Raw genomic sequence first — 1,720 nt, forward strand, 5'->3', positions numbered from 1 at the left:
GTGGTGCGGGGGCGCCGGCGGTTACTCGACGGGCCCTTCCATGACCTTGCTGATGAACTGGACCGGTCCCTCACCCATGTTCGGCACATAGGTCTTGGCGTTGTGCTGGCCGCCCTTGATGACCTTCAACTCGGCATGGATGGGGCCCTTGTTGCCGTAGGTGGCGACGAACTTCTGCACGTCGGGCAGGGTCTTCTTGTTGTTCTCGCTGTCGCCGACCTGGAAGGCGAGGTAGACCTCGGGCCCCTTGGAGTCGATGAGCTGCTTCGCCAGCACCTCAGGGTTGTTCTCGGCCTTCTCCTTCTCGTGGCCCTTCCACAGGGAGGAGTCCGGGACGATGTCCGGGCCGGAGGCGATCACGGCCTTGAACTTGTCCGGGTGCTTCAGCACGGCCTTCAGGCCGGCGAAACCACCGGTGGAGGAGCCCATGAAAGCCCAGCCGTCACGGGACTTGACGGTGCGGAAGTTCGCCTTCATCAGGTCCGGCACGTCCTCGGTCAGCCAGGTGCCCATCTTGGGCTGGCCGGGGATGTCGGAGCCGTCCCAGTAGACGCCCTTGTCGTCCGGCCCCGGGTTGAGAACCGGCATGGCCAGGATGAAGGGCTTGCTCTTGCCCTCGGCGTACCACTTGCTGACGCTCGTCTGGAGGCCGAGGTCGGTGCCCATCCAGTAGTTGCTCGGGTAACCGGCGCCGCCCGGCAGGGCGATCAGGACCGGGAAGCCGCTCTTGGCGAACTTCGGGTCGTTGTACTCCTTGGGAGCCCAGACCCAGACCTTGCCCTTGAAGCCGGACTTCTTGCCGTCCAGCGTGGTGACGGCCACGTGCGTGCCGTCGGGAAGGGTCATCGTGTTCTTGAACTCGGAGGCCGGCCCTGTCGGCATGAGCATCTTGGAGTTCGGCGGGGGAGCGTCGTTCTTCTTGCCGCCCCCCGCGGGCGCCGTCCCGAAGGACACCGACGAGCCCTTGTCGGTGAACGGGGGTATCTCGTAGTGGTTCAGCACGAGCGCGGCCATACCGGCGAGCGCGAGCACGGAGACCCCCGCGATCAGCCAGCGCCGGCCCCGCGACCTGCGGCGCGGGGGCTCGGACCCCTCATGGTGGCCCTGCTGCCCGTACTCGGGCTGCCGGCCGTACTGCTCCTGCGGTGCGTACTGCGCCTGCTGCCCGTACGGCTGCTGGGGCGGGCCGGGCTGCGGTTGCTGTCCGTACGGCCGGCCGTACCGGTCGCCGTGGGGCGGCTGCGGTATCTGTCCTTCCGGCCGGTACGGCTGGTGCTGCTGCCCGTCGGGTGCGTACGACATGTGCGGTGGCTCTCCGGCTGGTGCTGCCCCAGAGGGGCGGGGTGGTCTGACTGCTGGGTCCTTCCGTTCGAAGGATGAACGAAAGCATGTCAGGGTTCCGTATTTTTCCTACTCTTGGGGTGCCCTGGGGGAGGCCATTGCCTGGCGCCCGTACGCCCGGTGGAGTTCACCGACCCGCCGCCGTCCATGCCTGGCCCTTGTGCGGGCCGCTGGGTATGGTGCCCCCCGCGCCGCCCCCGGAACCCCCCCGGAGTCCTCCCATGACGCTCCAGCGCCGGATCCTGATCCTGGCCACCGCCGTGGCCCTGCTCGCGGCCGTGGGCGTACTCGCCGTCGTGCGCGCCTCCTCCCGCGCCGACGAGAGGGACCACGCCCGGGCGGGCGGCCCGCCGGTCACCCCGGGCGCCGTCTCGCTGGC

At 68.9% G+C, this 1,720-nt stretch carries 1 protein-coding gene; it reads right to left on the reverse strand.

The features are described 5' to 3' along the window. Nucleotides 1-21 precede the first annotated feature (21 nt). A complete protein-coding gene (locus ACWGIU_RS37220; RefSeq protein ID WP_453712486.1) occupies nt 22-1,302 on the reverse strand; it encodes an alpha/beta hydrolase in 1,281 nt (426 codons plus the stop codon). Nucleotides 1,303-1,720: the final 418 nt, after the last annotated feature.

The sequence above is a fragment of the Streptomyces sp. NPDC054840 genome (assembly GCF_053611065.1).